This is a genomic window from Arthrobacter sp. StoSoilB19 (genome assembly GCF_019977275.1).
Classification (GTDB): domain Bacteria; phylum Actinomycetota; class Actinomycetes; order Actinomycetales; family Micrococcaceae; genus Arthrobacter.
Genome location: NZ_AP024650.1, coordinates 1221530 through 1239130 on the forward strand (window position 1 = coordinate 1221530; position 17601 = coordinate 1239130).

The following is a 17601-nucleotide window of genomic DNA, read 5'->3' on the forward strand; positions in this document are numbered from 1 at the left end:
TTTTATCCATCAGTGTCCTGACGGTCCTTGGTTTTCCGCCGTGTGGCCTGGCTTTGGCATCCCGTGAACGTTCATTCTCGGGTGCGGCCTGCCTGGCGTCCGCCGATAGGATGGCAAGTCCCCGAACAGACCAAGGAGCGCAGGCATGCCCAGCCAGACCGCCAGGCCCCGTGCCATCTTCCTCGACATCGACGGAACCTACGCCGACCACGGCCTGGCTCCGGCAGCGCACGTGGACGCGGTGCGGACCGCCCGGGCACGGGGCCACCTCGTCTTTGTCTGTACCGGACGCCCGCTGTCCATGGTCCCCGGCCACATCCTGGACGCTGGGTTTGACGGCACCATCACAGGCGCCGGCGCCAGGGTGGAGGTCAACGGGGAGATCCTCAAGGATGCCCGTTTTGAACCCAGCCTGGCCGCACGCATCGTTGAGGCCCTGGATGCCCACAACGCCGCCTACATCCTGGAGGCCCCGGAAGCCCTGCATGGCCGCACCGGTGTGGACCGGCGGCTGAGGGAGGTGCTGGGCCCCATCTTCGCCGGGCGTCCACGCCACGACGGAGTGCTCAGCACGGACGTGGATCCGCTCGAGGACATCCTGGGGCCAATGCATTACGGCGATGACCTCCGCGCCACCTCCTACGCCAAGATCTCCTGCTTCGATGCACCGGTGCCGCTGACCCGCCTGTTGGAGGCCTTCGGGCCGGAGGTTGGGCTGATCCCGAGCTCCCTGTCAGCGCTCGGCGACCGTGCAGGGGAAATCTTCATGGCCGGCACGCACAAGGCGGTGGGCATCCAGGTGGTGGAAGCCCGGCTCGGCCTGGACCGGGCCGACATCATTGCCATCGGCGACAGCGCCAACGACATCGAAATGCTTGAGTACGCAGCCGTCGGCATCGCCGTGGAAGGCGGCCACCCCGCCGTCCTTGCCGTGGCGGACAGGACCACTGCCGCACCCGCCGGCAACGGCGTGGCCCTGGCCTTCGCTGAGCTGGGGCTCCTCGGCTAGGCCGTCCCCTGTCGGGCGTCAGCCCACCGCGCCTGCCGTAGCCAAGGTGCCGGCGGAGGTGCCAAGGCCGCGCACCAGCCAGCCTTCCTCCCGCCACGCTGCCGCGTCCAGCACGTTCCGCGCGTCCAGGACCACCCGCCGTCGTACCAGCTGTCCGGTGACGGCGGGGCACAGCCGCCGGTACTCGTCCCATTCGGTGAGGAGCAGCACCAGTTCGGCATCCTGGAGTGCCCGCCCGGTGGACGCCTCGAAGCGCAGGCGCGGGTAGCGGCGCCAGGCAAGATTGACCGCTTTGGGGTCGGTGACGGTGACGTGCGCCCCGGCAGCGGCCAGCCGGTCCGCCACATCCAGCGCCGGCGAATCCCGGATGTCGTCCGTATCAGGCTTAAAGGAGGCGCCCAAAACAGTGACCGAGCGTCCGGCCAGCGCTCCGCCGCACAGCTCCCTGGCGAGGCCGACAGTGCGTTCACGCTGGCCAAGGTTCACCGAATCGACCAGCCGCATCCAGTCCTCCACAGCGGGCACGCCGAGTGTGGCGGCCTGTGCACGGAAACTGCGGATGTCCTTGGGCAGGCAGCCGCCGCCGAATCCCAGCCCCGCGTGCAGGTACCTGCTGCCGATCCTCGGATCCAGCCCCATCGCCGCGCTGAGCTCCGTCACGTCCGCGCCGGCAGCATCACACAGCCCTGCCACTGCATTGATGAAGCTGACCTTGGTGGCCAGGTACGCGTTCGCGGCCGATTTGATCAGCTCTGCCGTGGCGAAGCTGCAGACCAGGCGGGGGATCCCGGCGGCCAGCAGCGGTTCATAGACGGCATCCAGTGCTGCCGCCACCCCAAGGGGTGCGCCGGTTGCCGGGTTGAAGGCAGCGGGCCGGCCGCCCTCCACGCCGTAAACCAGCCGGTCCGGCACCAGCGAGTCCTTGACGGCGGTGCCCTGCCGCAGGAACTCGGGGTTCCAGCCGAGCAGCACGTCGGGCCGTTGCGCCAGGATGCCGCGCAGCATGTCCACGGTGCCAACCGGCACGGTGGATTTGCCCACGACGACGGCGCCCGCGGCCAGGTGCGGCAGCAGGCTTTCCAGGGCGGAGACCAGGAAGGTGAGGTCGGCGGCGTCGGACGCCTTGTCCTGCGGCGTCCCCACGCACAGGAAATGAACCTGCGCGCCCCTTGCCTCTGCCGGGTCGGTGGCGAACCGCAGCCTTCCGGTAGCGCGGCCGTCCTGGAGCAGCTCGTCAAGCCCGGGCTCGTGGAATGGCGCCACCCCCTGCGCCAGTTGCTGCACCTTGCCGGGATCGACGTCGATGCCCACCACCGAGTGGCCCATGGATGCAAGGGCCGCCGCGTGGACAGCGCCCAGGTAGCCGCAGCCTATTACAGAAATCCTCATGACGGTGCTCCTGCCTTTGACGCCTTCCGCGGGGGACCGGGAACCGCCGCGGTGACGTCCCGGTAGTGCTGCACCAGTTCGGCGCACAGCGCCGGCCAGGTCCTGTCCTGCACCGACGCGTGGGCTGCCGCCGCGAACGCCCGGCGCTTGGCGTCGTCGCCCACCAGGTCCTCCACCCTGGCGCGCATGGCCGCCAGGTCGCCCGGTTCGTAAAGCCACCCGGTCCGCGAATTCTCCACCAGGTCCAGCGGACCGCCCCGCCCCGTGGCCACCACAGGAACAGCCGATGCCATGGCCTCCTGGATGGTCTGGCAGAAGGTTTCGAACTCGCCGGGGTGGACGAACAGGTCGAAGGACGCCACCGCCCGGGCCAGTTCTTCGCCGCCCAGGAACCCGGTGAACACCGCGCCGGGGAGTACCGTCTCCAACGCCGTGCGCTGGGGCCCGTCGCCCACAATCACCAACCGGGTGTTGGGGAGGCCGGAGAGGGCGGCCAGGTCCTCCACCTGTTTTTCCACGGCGAGCCTGCCCACGTAGCCGATGATCCGTTCACCGTTCGGGGCCACCGAAGCCCGCCACCCGCCGTCGCGCTTTTCCGGTGAAAACCGCGCGGTGTCCACGCCGCGGCGCCACATCCGCACCCGCGGAATGCCCCGGCCGCGCAACTGGTTCAGCGCGAACGTGGAGGGCACCAGGGTTCGGGTGGCCAGTAAATGAATGTTCTCCACCCGGTTCCATGCCCAGTTCTCCAAAAAGGGCACACCGTACCGGGCGGCATAGCTGGGGACCTCGGTCTGATAGACCGCCACGGTGGGAATGCCCAGCTGCGCGGCAGCCTGGGCGGCGCGCCAGCCCAGCACGAACGGCGAGGCAAGATGCACCACATCGGGCGCGTACTCGGCAAGGATTCGCTTGACCCGGTACACACCTCCCACGGCCACCCGCACGTTCGTATAGCCTGCCAGCGGAACCGCTGGAAGCCGGTGGACCTCGGCGCCGTTGACGTGGACTGCGGCCTCCCCGTCGTGCGCGGACGGGGCAATGACCATGACGTCGTCGCCCCGCTCCTGCAGATGGTCCAGGACCCGCAGGATTGAGTGCGTGACGCCGTTCATCAACGGCAGAAATGATTCGGCGACTATTGCGATCCTCACCCCTCAACCGTGCGCGGCCTCCCTGAAATGGCGGGGGAGTAGGCATTACCCGGAGGCAAAGGCCCGGTGAACAACTGGACCCAGTCCCGAAAAAAATTACTAAGTAGGCTTGGCATTCGATGCTAAGCATGCTTACGGTAGGGGGGTAGTCAGCGCAGAGCCTCAAGCAGCCGGGGCGGAAACCGGGCGTCGGGGACATCCCGCGCAAGGACATCCATTGCTGGCAGACCCAGTGCAACGACACATCCAAGGAGAGTCATGCTCAACAGGGAAAATCTTGAAAACCTGCTCACCAAGGGCGGCAACGTCGTCGGTTCCGATGGTACGAAGATCGGCTCGATTGGCCAGTTGTACGCAGACGACGACACGGGTGAGCCCACTTGGGTCACGGTCAAGACCGGCCTTTTCGGCACTTCCGAATCGTTCATCCCGGTCGAAGGCGCACGCCACCAGGACGACGACTTGGTAGTCCCCTACACCAAGGAGCACGTCAAGGACGCGCCCCGCGTGGACGCGGACGGCCACCTCACCCCCGAGGAAGAGGACCGTCTTTACACCTACTACGAACGCGGTGCCCGGACCTACACGCAGGCGACCACCGGCACTGACCGGGACGTTGACCTGCAGGGCGACGCCGACCTGAACGCCGGCACCCCCACGGCAGGCCTGGCGGCAGGCCACGGCACCTCCGACCGCGACACCACACGGGGAACCGTCGGCCACGACACCTCCGGCCCCACCACCGATGACGCCATGACGCGGTCGGAGGAACAGCTTCACGTGGGCACGGAGCGTGAGGCCACCGGCCGCGCGCGGCTGCGCAAGTACGTCACAACCGAGAACGTCACCAAGACCATCCCGGTGGAGCGCGAAGAAGTCCGCATTGAGCGCGAGCCCATCACGGACGCCAACCGCGGTGCCGCCATGGGCGGACCGGCCATCAGCGAGGAAGAGCACGAAGTGGTCCTCCATGAGGAGCGCCCGGTGGTGGAGAAGGAAGCCGTCCCCGTGGAGCGGGTCCGGCTGGACAAGGATGTTGTCCGCGACGACGTCACGGTCAACGAGGAAGTCCGCAAGGAAAACATCGAAACAGACGGCGGCAGCCGCCGCTGACAGGTGCGGGGGGACTCGTCCCTACGTTCCGCGGGCAGGCTGGCTGAAACAGCGGCCCTGACACGGTGAACGGCGCCGGGAGCCTACTTGGGGGCTCCCGGCGCCGCACTCTTTAAACGCTGGTGCAGCCGCGCATAAACGTGGCTGCACCAGCCAGTAGGACGAATATCTTCAGAACTTACGGTTCATCTCTCATTCGCGGCTCCTGTTTTCCCGGTTTACGGAATCCGGGTCATCGAACTGGCGCCGGGTCACGGCGGCGGCCAGCAGAAATCGCAGCACGCCCTCGGCGGGGCAGCGGGTGTTGGTTTCTACCAATTTTACGGCGGCCTCCAGGAAAAAGCGCCGGCGTCGCGGTCATTTGATTGATCATCCGCGCCCCCGTGGAGCCTGTCGTTCGCGGGCAGAGCCCACCCGGCGTGACACCATGGAGCACGATGAAACTGCGCGCTGACCAGACCGGAGACCGTGGCCTTCCCATGCCGTTGTGGCTGCAGGGAGCCCTTGAAACGGCGCAGGCGGCCATCATTTCCGCGCTGGTGGTGGTGGCGCCCATCGTGGCTGTCTGGGCCACCGCCGGTTTCCAGAACGGGCAGTTCGAGGTCCTGGCCCGGCTGGCAGGCCAGTCCTGGCTCCTCGTGCACGGCGTGCCGCTGGAACTGGCGGGTGCGGGACCGCAGGCGGCCACGCACGGCGGAACCGGCGTCCTCAGCCTGATTCCCCTGGGCCTGACCCTGATTCCGTTCCTCCTTGCCTGGCGGGCTGGCCGCCGGCTGGCCCGTGCTTCCTACACGGACCAGCTGTGGCAGGCGCTGCTTGGATCCTGGGTGGTCTACGGGGCTTTCGGCGCCGCCACCGGGTTCGTCTGCCGCAATGCCGACGTCGTCATCAATCTTTGGTACGCCATGCTGGTTCCCCTGGTTCCCTACGGACTGGGCATGGTGATCGGCGCGCGCAGGGAAGCAGGATCCTGGAGCCGGCTCATCGGCGTTGACGCGGTGGACTGGCTTTCGCGCACCAGCCAGCATTCACGCTGGGCCGGTTCCTACTTCGCGTCGGTGGCCAAGGCAGGATTCGTGGCGGTGGTGTCCGCGCTTGCGTTGGCAGCAGCGCTGCTCGCAGTTGACCTGTTCATCCACTGGAACCTTGTGGTGTCTGTCTATGAAGCGCTCGACGCCGGCCCGGTGGGAGGTGCCGCCCTCACCATCGCGCAGCTCGGCTTCCTGCCCAACCTTGTGGTCTTCGCCCTCGCCTGGACATCCGGTGCCGGCTTCGCCATGGGCGTGGGCTCCCAGGTGGGTCCGCTGGGCACCGCCGTGGGTCCGCTTCCGTCCATCCCCGTCCTGGCCGCCATCCCCTCGGGCCCCCTGGATTACGCCTTCGTGGCCATGATCGTTCCGGTGCTGGCCGGTGTCATGGCGGGGTGGTGGTTCCTCCGGGAGGGAGAGAACCACTTTGATGAGTGGCTTGCCATCAAGGTCCACGCCCGCTGGTTCACGGCGACAGTTTCCACCCTCGCCCTTGGCGCGCTGGCCGGCGTGGCCGCGGGGCTGCTGACTCTGTGCCTGGCCTGGGTTGCCAGGGGTTCAGCCGGGGTGGGCCGCCTGACCGCCATTGGACCTGACCCGCTGTGGACGGGACTGTGGGTGGCCGCCGAGGTGGCTGCCGGCGTCGTGATTGGCTACGCAGCCGGACCATGGCTGGAACGCGAGAAAAGCACGGCTGTTGAACGGGACGCGGAACTGGTCCACTAGGACCTGCGCGGGGCCTAGCGCACCTTGGTGGGCAGGACGTCCTGGAACTGCACCATGCAGGCGTGGGTGGCCCGGTCCGTCAGCGCACGGCCAAGGCAGGCCTGGTACTCGCGGACCTGGTCAAAGAGGACCATGGTGGTGACAATCAGCAGCACCATGACGGCAGCGACCACCAGGCCGGAAATGGTGCCGAAGAGAATCAGCTTGGATTCCTTCAACCGGACTGCGCGGACCAGCAGGACAATTCCCAGGACCAGGCCCGAGGCGGTGAGCACCGTGGTCAGCCAGAGGTAGCCCACATCCAGCTGGTAGACGAAGAACGCGCCGAGCACCGAGACCGCGAACATCCGGAACAGGGTCTGGGTCTTGGCGAGGGACGCTTTCGCCGCCTCGCTGAGCGGGGGCCTGACCTGCTGCTGCCCGCTCCGGCCCGGTTCGCTGTTCATGTTTTCCAGCGTACGCGAGCCTGCACCTAAGCTGGACCAATGCGTATCGTCGTCCTCGTTTCCGGCACCGGGTCCAATCTCCAGGCAGTCATCGACGCCGTCAAGGCGGGCGGGCTCGCTGTGGAAATCGCTGCGGTGGGCGCGGACCGCGAAGGAACGTACGGCGTCGAACGCTCCGCTGCCGCAGGCATCCCCACGTTCGTGGTGGACTTCAAGGCCTACCCGGACCGTGCCGACTGGAATGCCGCCCTGACCGAAGCCGTGGCCGCCTACAAGCCGGACGTGGTGGTGTCTTCAGGGTTCATGCGGATTGTCAGCCCCGGTTTCATCGACGCGTTCAACGGCAGGTACCTCAACACGCACCCGGCGCTGCTGCCGGCGTTCCCAGGGGCCCATGGCGTGCGGGATGCGATGGCATACGGGGTGAAGGTCACGGGCTGCACCGTCCACTGGGCGGACGCGGGCGTGGACACCGGCCCCATCATTGCCCAGGAGGCCGTGACCATCGAGGACTCAGACACCGAGGAAACGCTGCACGAACGCATCAAGGTGGTGGAGCGGCGGCTCCTGGTCTCCACCTTGGCGGCCCTCGCCGCAGACCCCTCGTTCCCGTCCCCCCAGCCCCCCAACTAGCTCGCAGTTGTTGTCGTTTTGACCCGTCAAAACGACAACAACTGCGAGTCACTTAATCATCGCCGCAGCTGGCTGTGGATAACTCCGGCAGATGGCAGAAGTGTTTGCGACTATGGTCGCGTGAAGACGCCTCGTCCACTTCCCGCCGAGATCGCCCGGGTGCCGTTTACGTGCCAGGAAGCGGTCGACGCCGGCGTAACTCTTAGGCGCCTGCGCCACGGAGAGCTGGACGCCCCCAGCCGCGGCATCAGGGTCCCGCAAGACGGCTCGGGCCAGGGTCGAGAGGGCACGGCCCTGTCTGAAGCCTTGAGGCCGTTTACGAGGATCACTTCGTTTTCGGCGGTGTCCCACGCCACGGCCTTCACGTTCTGGAGTTTTCCTGGTTTTTTGCCCGGTCATGAGGACCCGCTGATCCATATCTCCCGTCCGGACACCATGGCTATTCCCCGCCGCAAGGGCGTTGTCGGCCACGTAGGACAGTTCTTCGATGACGAGATCGTGCACGTGGAAGGGGTGCTGGTAACCAGCAGGCCCCGGACATGGCTGGACAATGCCCGAAGGATGAGCGTTGAGGAGCTGACGGTAGTGGCGGACCATCTTCTGCGGGTGCCGAGGGCTGCGTTCGAAATCAGGACGGAGCCGTTTTGTACCCTTGGGCAGTTGTCCGACATGTTGGATCGACACAAAGGTACACCCGGCATCCGGAAGGCAAGACTTGCCCTGGAGTTGGCGCGGGTTGGTTCGGACTCGGCGCCGGAGACGCGGCTTCGGCTTGCCCTGAACGCCGCGTGCCTGCCTGAGCCGATGCTGAATATGCCCATCGAACTTCGCCCCGGCGTCATTCGTCAGCCTGACCTGAGCTACCCGGAGTACAGGATTGCGGTGGAATACGACGGCGACGGCCATTCCGAGCCACAACAGATCGTTAGGGATATCGACCGCGAGGAGGATTTCAGCCGAGGAGGATGGCTGCTCGTGAGGATCTCAAAGCGCCACATGCAAAACCAGGCGTTGTCCGCCCTCTCGAAAGTGCGCGGGGCGCTTCTCAGCAGAGGCTGGGTACCAAAGTAGCTCGCAGTTGATGCCGTTTTGACGTGCGAGAACGACAGCAACTGCGCGAGTCAGTTGGGAGCCGTCTACTGCAGCCGGCGCTGGCGGGTTTCGGGGGAGAAGAACGCCATCCACAAAACGGAGACCAGTACCAGGGCTCCCGCCAGTGCAAACGACGTTGCAAGCCCGAGTTCCGGCCAGAAGTAGTTCGCGAAGATCAGCGGCCCAAAACCTGCGCCGAGGCGCGAGAACGTGGATGCCCAGCCGAAGCCGGTGCCGCGCAGTTCTGTGGGATAGAGCTCGGACACGTAGGCATACAGCACGGGGATGGCCACCTGCACCACGAAGCCGAACACCAGCAGCCAGAACACCGCGGCCGTGGGGATGTCCACCACGAAAGCCACAATCACCAGCGTAAGTGCGGACAGCGGGCCGGTGATGGCCAGGATCCATTTGCGGCCCACACGCTCCACCAGGAGCGCTGCCACCACCACGCCAAGGAAGCCGACGGCGGCCATGGAGGCTGTTGTGACGAACGCCTTGTACTCGGCGAACCCTGCGCCGATGAGGATGCGCGGCATCCAGGTCAGGGACAAGTAGTAAACCAGCAGGATGCTGAAGAACAGGGACCATGCGGCGGCGGTGATCTTCCAGCTGAACTGCCACACTGAGCGCAGCTGCGTCCAGGCGCTGCCGGCGGAGAGCCGCGGGACATCCCTGGCGTCCGGAAGGCTGTAGGCACGCGGTTCTGCCCCGGTTGCTTCCACCAGTCCGTCGATGATCCGGGCCGCTTCCTCCCGCCGGCCTTTCCGGATCAGGAACAGCGGGGACTCGGGCACGCTGCGCCGGACCCAGAAAACCAGCAGCGCCGGCAGGACCATCACCAGCATGGTCAGCCGCCAGTCGCCGTAAAGGGCCACCAGCCCGGCGGAGACGAATCCCGCCAGGGCAGCGCCGATTGGCCACCAGCCATCCATGGCCGTAAGCACTTTGCCGCGCTGCTTCCGCGGCGTGAACTCACCCACCAGTGCGTAGTCCACGGGAATGCAGCCGCCAAGGCCGAATCCTGCCAGGAACCGGAAGGCGCAGAACCAGATGAAGTCGGGGGCGAAGGCGCCGCACACGGTGAACACGGAGAAGAGCAGGAGGGTTGCCGTGAAGGCCTTCTTGCGCCCAACGGTGTCCGCGATGGTCCCCCAGATGAAGGCGCCCAGCGCCATGCCGACCAGGTTCGCCGTGCCCACCCAGGCCGCTTCCCCCGCGGAAAGGGACCAGTGCTTGGACAGCAGCGGAATCAGGATGCCGTTCAGGGTTACATCCCAGGCATCGAACATGAAGCCGAGGCCTCCGATCAGGAAGATCCTGCCCTGGACTTTCCATCGCCAGGGCAGTTCCTGGACCACCTGTTCGCCGCTGGGCACAGTGGTGTATGTATTCATCGCCGCCTCCTGTCCAAAACTTTAGCCCGGCCCCAGCCCGTTCACACTCCGGCGTCCACGCCGGGCAACCGCGCCCTTCGCGATAAACTGGCCCTATCCCCACCAACCGCGGCCCTGTACCGCGAGATAAGACGGAGACATTTGTGAGCTTCACGCAGCATGAGCGCGTATCCATTGACCGTGTACCCATCCGCCGGGCCCTGATCTCGGTTTACGACAAAACCGGTCTGGAGGAGCTCGCCACGGGCCTGCACGCAGCGGGCGTGAAGCTCGTCTCCACCGGCTCCACGGCAAAGAAGATCGCCGCCGCGGGCATCCCCGTGCAGGAGGTGGAGGAAGTCACCGGTTCCCCCGAAATGCTGGACGGCCGCGTCAAGACGCTGCACCCGCGTGTGCACGGCGGCATCCTGGCGGACCGGCGCGTTCCGGCCCACATGGAAACCCTTGCCAGCATGGACATCGAAGCCTTCGACCTGGTGGTGGTGAACCTCTACCCGTTCGTGGAGACCGTCAAGTCCGGCGCCGCCCAGGATGACGTCGTCGAACAGATCGACATCGGAGGCCCCGCCATGGTGCGTTCGGCCGCCAAGAACCACGCCGCCGTCGCCATTGTGGTGGACCCGTCCTTCTACGGCCAGGTGGTGGAGGCCGCCGCCGCCGGCGGTTTCGACCTCAAGACCCGCCGCCGCCTCGCCGCCAAGGCCTTCGCCCACACCGCGTCTTATGACAACGCGGTTGCCACCTGGACCGCCAGCCAGTTCCTGGACGAGGACGGCGACGGCGTCATCGACTGGCCTGCCTACGCCGGCCTGTCCCTGGAACGCTCCGAGGTCCTCCGCTACGGCGAAAACCCGCACCAGCAGGCTGCACTGTACGTGGACAAAGCCGCCCCGGTGGGCATCGCCCAGGCGGACCAGCTGCACGGCAAGGCCATGAGCTACAACAACTTCGTGGACGCCGACGCCGCCCTGCGCGCTGCCTATGACTTCAGCGAGCCCGCCGTCGCCATCATCAAGCACGCCAACCCCTGCGGTGTGGCCGTCGGCTCCAAGGACGCCGCAGACCCCATCGCCGACGCGCACGCCAAGGCCCACGCCTGCGACCCCGTCTCCGCGTTCGGCGGCGTCATCGCCGCAAACCGCCCCGTCACCGCAGGCATGGCCAACACCGTCAAGGACATCTTCACCGAAGTGGTCATCGCCCCCGGCTTCGAGCCGGAAGCCGTGGAGATCCTGTCCAAGAAGAAGAACATCCGCCTGCTCGCCCTTCCCGAAGGCTACGGCCGTTACCCCACGGAGTTCCGCCAGGTCTCCGGGGGCATGCTGGTCCAGGTAAGCGACAAGGTGGACGCCGATGGCGACAACCCCGCCAACTGGACCCTCGCAGCCGGTGAAGCAGCGGACGAGAAGACCCTCGCGGACCTTGCCTTCGCCTGGACAGCCTGCCGGGCCGCCAAGTCCAACGCCATCCTCCTCGCCGAGAACGGCGCAGCTGTGGGCATCGGCATGGGCCAGGTCAACCGGCTCGACTCCTGCCGCCTGGCCGTGGAGCGGGCCAACACGCTGGGCGTCACGGTGGAGTCCGACGTCGAAGGTGCCGGCGGTGCCTCCAACGCCAGCGCTGCCGGCGCACCGCAGCGGGCCCGCGGCGCCGTGGCTGCCTCCGACGCGTTCTTCCCGTTCGCCGACGGCCTCCAGATCCTGATCGACGCCGGTGTCCGCGCTGTCGTGCAGCCGGGCGGATCCGTGCGCGATGAAGAGGTGATCGCGGCAGCCAATGCGGCCGGCATCACCATGTACTTCACCGGGGCCCGCCACTTCTTCCACTAGGACAAACGACGGCGCCCGCCCCCTGAGCAAAGGGGGCGGGCGCCGTCGTCGTTGTGCCGGCTTAGTCCTGGTCAGCTGAACCGGGGCCGGGCTCCGGAAGTTGGATCTCCCGGGGCTTGGCCTCTGCCATTCGTTGCTTTGTCCAGTACTCGAGGACTTCCTCGTGTGACTGGGTCAGGTCAACGTGGCTGACAGGATCCTCGTCGGGCCCGGGTTCCTTAGGATTTTGCTGCACTGGCGTAGGTTGCCTGGATGACTGAGCCCCAGTATGGGCCGTACATCACGGCAGAACGGTTGTAGCCGTAGCTGTTGATGGAGTTCTGCACGCCATCGGAGCTGGTCCCGATGAACCACGGGCCGCCTGAGGAACCCCCGGTCATGTCGCAGGGGATGCCCTGGCTGTTGAACTGCGGGTTGTTCGGATCATTGGTTGCCGTGCCGGTGCAGCTCTTGAGGGTCTCACCGTTGTACGGGGCAGCGGCGGGGTAGCCGTAGGACTTGTAGGTCAGGCCCCGGGCCTGGTTGAAGGCCACGCCCGAGCCTCCGACCACAGCGGTGAGGTTCTTGCCGTTCAGGGGGTTCATGACGGCGAAGCCGGTGTCGTACGTCATGTCACCGTTTGAGACCCACTGGCTCGGCGCGTACAGGGCCCGTGCAGACCACTTGCCATACGGTGCTGCGCCATTCTCATAGGCAGGAACAAAGACGAAGTTGGTGGCGTACGCTCCAGGCCCCTCGTTAACGCAGTGTCCCGCTGTGGCAACCGTGCTGCCGTTGGTCGATGAGACAGCGTTGCCGGAGCACACATAGTTGGCGCCCCCCAGGGTGAAGAAGACCTTGCCGATGTGGCTGACCGGCGTTTCGCTCTTGGCAGTGCTGCCGGTGCTCTTGGTGCCCTTGGTGGAAGACGGTTTGCCCTTCTCCACGACGGCTGCGCTGGAGCGGTTGCCGCGTTCCAGCGCCTTGCCGGCAAGGGTATCGCCGGGGATGGCGCTCTGCATCCGCTCCGGTGTCCAGTAGTCGGCAGCACCCGCCGCGTCAAGGACAGCACTGGTAACGGACGGATTCGTGTGGTCGTCCGCCGCTGCTGGTGTTGCGGTGGCGGCACCTGCACTGGTGAAAGCCAGAACGGCGGCCGCGGAGAGGCTCAGGAGGGCGGAAGCCAGAGACCTGGTGCTTGTCATTGTTGTCCTGTCTGAACGGGGAAAGGCGTGGGAATGCCAAGTGTGACCCTGCGAATTTATCCCTCCATGACAGATTTGTAAATAGTAGTGACGTATCATGTATGGCCTGCATTGTCCCGGGATGGAGCCCTGGTGGCCGGGTGCCCGGGCGCGGCGGGCACCCGGTTTCCTGCCGCCGTCGGCCGTTCTCCATCGCTGTAATCCTGCCCACGGCAGGGGTAACGCTGGGCCTCCGGTACGCTTCAAACTGGTGTCCTCGGGTAAGTTGTACATGGTGAAATAGACCGAATTTTCACAACCAAGCCGACCCACAGGGAGACGCCCGCGCATGTCCAAGATTATCTACACCCACACCGACGAAGCGCCGATGCTGGCTACCTATTCGTTCCTGCCCATCATCGAGGCGTTCGCTTCGACAGCAGGTGTGGAGGTGGAGACCCGCGACATTTCGCTCGCCGGCCGCATCATCGCCCAGTTCGGTGACTACCTGACCCCCGAGCAGCAGATCGGTGACGCCCTTGCTGAGCTCGGTGAGCTGGCGAAGACGCCGGAAGCCAACATCATCAAGCTGCCCAACATCAGTGCCTCCATCCCGCAGCTGAAGGCCGCCATCGCCGAACTGCAGGGCCAGGGCTACGCGCTGCCGGACTATCCGGACAACCCCTCCTCCGACGAGGAAACCGCCGTCCGCTCGCGCTACGACAAGATCAAGGGCTCGGCTGTGAACCCGGTCCTGCGCGAAGGCAACTCGGACCGCCGGGCCCCGCTGTCAGTCAAGAACTACGCCCGCCAGAACCCGCACTCCATGGGCGCCTGGACCCCTGACTCCAAGACCAACGTGGCCACCATGGGCCAGGATGACTTCCGGTCCAACGAGAAGTCCGTGGTCATCGAGTCCGAGGGCACCATCGCCATCCAGCTGGTCCGCGAGGACGGCTCGGTGAAGGTCCTGAAGAAGGCCTTCCCGGTCCTGGCCGGCGAGGTCATCGACGGCACTGTGATGCGCGCCGCCGCCCTGGATGAATTCCTGAAGGCCCAGGTGGCCCGCGCCAAGGAAGAAGGCGTGCTGTTCTCCGCACACCTGAAGGCCACCATGATGAAGGTCTCGGACCCCATCATCTTCGGCCACGTGGTCAAGGCCTACTTCTCCGAACTCTTCGAAACCTACGGCAAGCAGCTCTCGGCAGCCGGCATCAGCCCCAACAACGGCCTTGCCGCCATCCTGAGCAGCCTTGAGGACCTTCCCGCGGATGTGCGCGACGGCGTGCAGAACCTGATCAAGAAGGGCCTGGAAGACGGTCCTGCCCTGGCCATGGTGGACTCGGACAAGGGCATCACCACCTTGAACGTCCCCAGCGACGTCATCGTGGACGCTTCCATGCCTGCCATGATCCGCAGCTCCGGCCACATGTGGGGACCGGACGGCAAGGAAGCGGACACCCTGGCCGTCCTGCCGGACAGCTCCTACGCCGGCATCTACCAGGTGGTCATCGATGACTGCCGCGCCAACGGTGCCTACGACCCCACCACCATGGGCACTGTGCCGAACGTTGGCCTCATGGCACAGGCAGCCGAGGAATACGGCAGCCACGACAAGACCTTCGAGATCCAGGAAGCCGGCCGGATCCAGATCGTGGACGGTTCGGGCAACGTGCTGATCGAACACGAGGTTTCCGAGGGCGACATCTGGCGCGCCTGCCAGACAAAGGATGCCGCCATCCGCGACTGGGTCAAGCTGGCCGTCACCCGCGCCCGTGCCTCGCAGACCCCGGCCGTGTTCTGGCTGGACGAGGAACGCGCCCACGACGCCAACCTCATCGCCAAGGTCAACGAGTACCTGAAGGACCACGACACCAACGGCCTGGACATCCAGATCATGTCCCCGGTCAAGGCGATCGCCTTCACCCTGGAACGCATCCGCAAGGGCGAGGACACCATCTCCGTCACGGGCAACGTGCTCCGCGACTACCTCACGGACCTGTTCCCCATCCTGGAGCTGGGAACCAGCGCCAAGATGCTCTCGGTCGTTCCGCTGATGAACGGCGGCGGACTCTTTGAAACCGGTGCCGGCGGTTCCGCGCCGAAGCACGTCCAGCAGCTGCTCAAGGAAAACCACCTCCGCTGGGACAGCCTGGGCGAGTTCCTGGCGCTGGCCGTCAGCTTCGAGCACCTGGCCACCACCACGGGCAACGCCCGCGCGCAGGTCCTGGCCGACACCCTGGACCGCGCCACCGGCACGTTCCTGCTGGAGAACAAGTCCCCGAGCCGCCGCGTGGGCGAGCTGGACAACCGCGGCAGCCACTACTTCCTGGCCCGCTACTGGGCGGAGGAGCTGGCCAAGCAGACGGACGACGCCGACCTGGCCGCCGCTTTCGGTTCCATCGCCAAGGAGCTGTCCTCCAAGGAGGAGACGATTGTGGGCGAGCTGGCCGAGGTCCAGGGCTCACCCGTGGACATTGGCGGCTACTACCGCCCCGAGGATGCCAAGGCCTCCGCGGTGATGCGTCCTTCCGCCACCCTTAATCAGGTCATCGCCGGCCTGGCCTAGCACCGGCCGCTGCTGCGGCAGCTGACAAAGAGAGGCGGTGCCCGGATCGTTCCGGGCACCGCCTCTCTTTGTGCTCTTTATAGTATGGGCGGGTTAGTTCTTGCCTTTGCCTTTGTCGGCGTTGCTGTTCTTGCCGGTGTCCGCGCCGGAGCCGCCCGCGTTGCCCTGGGCCGGTGCCGGGGCGGGAGCCGGCTGGGGCGCGGGTGCCTCGGCGGTGGGGGATGGGCTTTGAGCTGCCTGCGCGGCGTTCCGGGCATCCTCGGCGGCTTTGGCCGCAGCCTGCTGTGCGGCGACAACCTCGTTCAGGTCTGCCCGGACAGCGGAGGCCACGGTGGTGATGCTGCGGCGCCGTTCCTCCGAGACCTTGCCCTTTGCCTGCAGTGAAGTGAGGTCGGCTTCAAGACCTTCCAGCGCCTTCAGTGCCGACGCAGGATCGTTTTGGGACGACGCCTGCGTCACTTCCAGCACGCGTGCCTGGAGCTGTGCCGCAGCTTCGCGCTGAAGGCCGTTTCCCGGCGCCGCGCAGGCGCTGAGGTAGCCTGCCGCCAGAAAGGCCGCCGAGAAAGCCAGGACCAGCCGGCCCGGGATTGTCTGCCGCGGCGTCACGGCTCCACGCTTTTCTGCAGCTCCTGCAGATGGTCGCCCAGGACGCCGGTCACGGTGGGATAAGGGACGACGTCGGCGGGCCGGGCCGAGATGCTCATCATCACCGCAGCCACGGCTGCAGCAATGACAAGGACACCAAGCACGACGACCAGCCAGATCCGTTGGTTCCGGGAGAGGCGGGGTGTGCGGGGAGCCTTGCCTGCGGATGCACCGGCAACCACTCCGGCCGTTGCCACTCCGCTCGTTGCCACTCCGGAACCAGCCGGTGATGCAGCAGGTTGGGCGGCTGATGCGGGATCGGCAGCCTCTGTAGAGGCCGCTGCCTCGCGCACATCATCCACCGATTCTTCAGCGGTGATCGAGGGCGGGTGGAAGGGCATGGCGGGAAGCACCCGCGTGGTTTCCGGTGCCAGTTCTCCCGGCGTTGAAGCCGGCGAGACAAGTGCCTGACGGAGTGCCGTTTCGATGTCGGCGGCCGCAGGGCGTTCCAGCGGCTCGATGCCAGTCATGGAACGGATGAGGTCCGCCCATTCCGGGGGAACGTCGTCGGGGATCTCCGGGGCGCGGTGGAGCCGGGCAACGGCGGATTCCACTGCGCTGCCGGGGTACTCCACGGTGCCCTTGATGCACTCAAGCAGCACCAGTCCAAGGGAGTAGATATCCGTGGCTGACGAAAGGGGTTTGCCAAGGGCCTGCTCGGGGCTGAGGTAGGCAGCCGTGCCCACCATGGTGCCCGTGGCCGTGAGCCGGGTGGAATCCGCGATCCTGGCGATGCCGAAATCCGTGAGCTTGGGCCGCAGCGGCTCACCCGGGCGGATCTGGACCAGCAGGATGTTCCCCGGTTTGATATCGCGGTGGATGATGCCCAGGCCATGAACGTACGCCAGAGCGTCGGCGATGCCGGCTCCGATCACGGACAGCTCTTCCAGGGGTACCCGGCTGTGCCTGATGCGGCTGCGCAGGTCCTGGCCCTCGACGAGTTCCATGGTCAGGAAGGGCCGGGGCTCGTCCGGAATGCGGTCATCGATTCCGGCGTCGAAGAGCGTCACCAGGCCGGGGTGGTTCAGGGTGGCCAGAAGTTGGATTTCGGCTTCCTGCCGCTTAAGCTCGTCCGCATCCGGAGCCTGCGGGGCGAAGAGTTTCAACGCCACGTCACGGCCCAGCTTTTCGTCCCGTGCGCAGTACACCGACGACATCCCGCCGCGGCCTATGACCTCACCTAAACGATAGCGACCGCCGACAACTTCATTCTTGATGGAGCTAGGCGATTCCGCCACCATGACCGTTCCTCCCGGTGCGCTGCGGCACTGTCGTACCTCAAATTATACGGGCGGGACGGCGGAACCAGCGATTGACCTAGGGTTTCGCGTTGCGACACGCCGACGGCCCGGCGGCGATTTCAAACACGTTCGCCGCCGGACCATTGGCTACAAGGACATGTGTGCTG

At 66.2% G+C, this 17601-nt stretch carries 15 protein-coding genes; 7 read left to right on the top strand and 8 right to left on the bottom strand.

Annotation, left to right across the window (positions count from 1 at the left end):
• Window positions 1-145: 145 nt before the first annotated feature.
• Window positions 146-1009 carry an HAD family hydrolase gene (locus tag LDO86_RS05700; RefSeq protein ID WP_018771804.1) on the top strand — a complete coding sequence of 288 codons (864 nt, stop codon included), beginning with the start codon at window positions 146-148 and terminating at the stop codon, window positions 1007-1009.
• Between the two features lie 18 nt (window positions 1010-1027).
• On the opposite strand, the gene LDO86_RS05705 is transcribed toward LDO86_RS05700, so the two are convergent.
• Both LDO86_RS05705 and LDO86_RS05710 read right to left on the bottom strand, forming a co-directional pair.
• Window positions 1028-2398: a UDP-glucose/GDP-mannose dehydrogenase family protein gene (locus LDO86_RS05705; protein ID WP_018771803.1), complete on the bottom strand. Its 1371-nt coding sequence runs from the start codon at window positions 2396-2398 to the stop codon at window positions 1028-1030.
• Window positions 2395-3552 carry a glycosyltransferase family 1 protein gene (locus LDO86_RS05710; protein ID WP_043425573.1) on the bottom strand — a complete coding sequence of 386 codons (1158 nt, stop codon included), beginning with the start codon at window positions 3550-3552 and terminating at the stop codon, window positions 2395-2397. Before LDO86_RS05710 ends, LDO86_RS05705 begins: the two co-directional genes overlap by 4 nt.
• Before the next feature lie 258 nt (window positions 3553-3810).
• Between LDO86_RS05710 and LDO86_RS05715 the strand changes: the two genes are divergently transcribed.
• On the top strand, window positions 3811-4665 hold the full coding sequence (locus tag LDO86_RS05715; RefSeq protein WP_018771801.1) for a PRC and DUF2382 domain-containing protein: 855 nt from the start codon (window positions 3811-3813) through the stop codon (window positions 4663-4665).
• A gap of 437 nt (window positions 4666-5102) precedes the next feature.
• Complete coding sequence (locus tag LDO86_RS05720; protein WP_018771799.1) at window positions 5103-6419, top strand: DUF6350 family protein; 1317 nt, start codon at window positions 5103-5105, stop codon at window positions 6417-6419.
• A gap of 14 nt (window positions 6420-6433) precedes the next feature.
• Here LDO86_RS05720 and LDO86_RS05725 read toward each other — a convergent pair whose 3' ends face one another.
• On the bottom strand, window positions 6434-6865 hold the full coding sequence (locus LDO86_RS05725; RefSeq protein WP_018771798.1) for a hypothetical protein: 432 nt from the start codon (window positions 6863-6865) through the stop codon (window positions 6434-6436).
• A gap of 39 nt (window positions 6866-6904) precedes the next feature.
• On the opposite strand from LDO86_RS05725, the gene purN reads away from it, so the two are divergent.
• Window positions 6905-7498 carry a phosphoribosylglycinamide formyltransferase gene (purN, locus tag LDO86_RS05730; protein WP_018771797.1) on the top strand — a complete coding sequence of 198 codons (594 nt, stop codon included), beginning with the start codon at window positions 6905-6907 and terminating at the stop codon, window positions 7496-7498.
• Window positions 7499-7618: 120 nt separating this feature from the next.
• A complete protein-coding gene (locus LDO86_RS05735) occupies window positions 7619-8569 on the top strand; it encodes a hypothetical protein (protein WP_018771796.1) in 951 nt (316 codons plus the stop codon).
• A 65-nt stretch (window positions 8570-8634) separates the two neighbouring features.
• On the opposite strand, the gene LDO86_RS05740 is transcribed toward LDO86_RS05735, so the two are convergent.
• Window positions 8635-9987 carry an MFS transporter gene (locus LDO86_RS05740; protein ID WP_018771795.1) on the bottom strand — a complete coding sequence of 451 codons (1353 nt, stop codon included), beginning with the start codon at window positions 9985-9987 and terminating at the stop codon, window positions 8635-8637.
• Between the two features lie 143 nt (window positions 9988-10130).
• On the opposite strand from LDO86_RS05740, the gene purH reads away from it, so the two are divergent.
• Complete coding sequence (gene purH / locus LDO86_RS05745; RefSeq protein WP_018771794.1) at window positions 10131-11816, top strand: bifunctional phosphoribosylaminoimidazolecarboxamide formyltransferase/IMP cyclohydrolase; 1686 nt, start codon at window positions 10131-10133, stop codon at window positions 11814-11816.
• A gap of 61 nt (window positions 11817-11877) precedes the next feature.
• Here the strand turns inward: purH and LDO86_RS05750 are convergent, their stop codons facing one another.
• Both LDO86_RS05750 and LDO86_RS05755 read right to left on the bottom strand, forming a co-directional pair.
• On the bottom strand, window positions 11878-12051 hold the full coding sequence (locus LDO86_RS05750) for a hypothetical protein (RefSeq protein ID WP_166673078.1): 174 nt from the start codon (window positions 12049-12051) through the stop codon (window positions 11878-11880).
• Window positions 12035-13000 (bottom strand): hypothetical protein, encoded by a 966-nt coding sequence (locus LDO86_RS05755; RefSeq protein WP_018771793.1) that lies wholly within the window; start codon window positions 12998-13000, stop codon window positions 12035-12037. Before LDO86_RS05755 ends, LDO86_RS05750 begins: the two co-directional genes overlap by 17 nt.
• A 328-nt stretch (window positions 13001-13328) precedes the next feature.
• Here LDO86_RS05755 and LDO86_RS05760 point away from each other — a divergent pair, with 328 nt between their 5' ends.
• Window positions 13329-15548 carry an NADP-dependent isocitrate dehydrogenase gene (locus LDO86_RS05760; protein ID WP_018771792.1) on the top strand — a complete coding sequence of 740 codons (2220 nt, stop codon included), beginning with the start codon at window positions 13329-13331 and terminating at the stop codon, window positions 15546-15548.
• Between the two features lie 93 nt (window positions 15549-15641).
• Here LDO86_RS05760 and LDO86_RS05765 read toward each other — a convergent pair whose 3' ends face one another.
• A complete protein-coding gene (locus tag LDO86_RS05765) occupies window positions 15642-16154 on the bottom strand; it encodes a hypothetical protein (protein WP_018771791.1) in 513 nt (170 codons plus the stop codon).
• The gene (locus LDO86_RS05770; protein WP_026266154.1) at window positions 16151-17434 is read right to left on the bottom strand and encodes a serine/threonine-protein kinase; all 1284 of its coding nucleotides are present in this window, start codon (window positions 17432-17434) and stop codon (window positions 16151-16153) included. The genes LDO86_RS05765 and LDO86_RS05770 overlap by 4 nt, the downstream gene beginning before the upstream one ends.
• Between the last annotated feature and the right edge of the window lie 167 nt (window positions 17435-17601).

Coding starts and splice junctions, on each gene's coding strand:
- LDO86_RS05700 (WP_018771804.1), top strand. CDS start 146: ATGCCCAGCCAGACCGCCAGGCCCCGTGCCATCTTCCTCGACATCGAC.
- LDO86_RS05705 (WP_018771803.1), bottom strand. CDS start 2,398: ATGAGGATTTCTGTAATAGGCTGCGGCTACCTGGGCGCTGTCCACGCG.
- LDO86_RS05715 (WP_018771801.1), top strand. CDS start 3,811: ATGCTCAACAGGGAAAATCTTGAAAACCTGCTCACCAAGGGCGGCAAC.
- LDO86_RS05720 (WP_018771799.1), top strand. CDS start 5,103: ATGAAACTGCGCGCTGACCAGACCGGAGACCGTGGCCTTCCCATGCCG.
- LDO86_RS05725 (WP_018771798.1), bottom strand. CDS start 6,865: ATGAACAGCGAACCGGGCCGGAGCGGGCAGCAGCAGGTCAGGCCCCCG.
- purN (WP_018771797.1), top strand. CDS start 6,905: ATGCGTATCGTCGTCCTCGTTTCCGGCACCGGGTCCAATCTCCAGGCA.
- LDO86_RS05740 (WP_018771795.1), bottom strand. CDS start 9,987: ATGAATACATACACCACTGTGCCCAGCGGCGAACAGGTGGTCCAGGAA.
- LDO86_RS05755 (WP_018771793.1), bottom strand. CDS start 13,000: ATGACAAGCACCAGGTCTCTGGCTTCCGCCCTCCTGAGCCTCTCCGCG.
- LDO86_RS05760 (WP_018771792.1), top strand. CDS start 13,329: ATGTCCAAGATTATCTACACCCACACCGACGAAGCGCCGATGCTGGCT.
- LDO86_RS05770 (WP_026266154.1), bottom strand. CDS start 17,434: ATGGTGGCGGAATCGCCTAGCTCCATCAAGAATGAAGTTGTCGGCGGT.